The sequence below is a fragment of the Halostella sp. PRR32 genome (assembly GCF_034808085.1).
GTDB lineage: Archaea > Halobacteriota > Halobacteria > Halobacteriales > Natronoarchaeaceae > Halostella > Halostella pelagica.
Genome location: NZ_JAXHGL010000314.1, coordinates 1 through 231, shown reverse-complemented (window position 1 = coordinate 231; position 231 = coordinate 1). Strand labels below are relative to the sequence as shown.

Below are 231 nucleotides of genomic sequence, written 5' to 3'. Positions count from 1 at the left end.
CTCGTGCTCAGCGTCGTCGGCGTCCCGCACATGTGCCCGGCCGCACCGGTCGAGTTCACGCTCATGGCCGACGAGTGGTTCCGCCAGCGCGGCATCCGCGACGAGGTGGATATCACGTACACCTACCCCATCATGCGCCTGCACGGCCTCGAGTCCGTCTCCGACTGGATGGAGCCCCGGTTCGCGGAGCGCGACATCCACACGGAGACGTTCTTCAACGCCGAGGAGGTC

At 67.1% G+C, this 231-nt stretch carries 1 pseudogene; it reads left to right on the top strand.

Annotated elements, in window-relative coordinates:
• A pseudogene (locus SM753_RS21235) lies at positions 1-231 on the top strand (NAD(P)/FAD-dependent oxidoreductase); the annotation flags it as partial.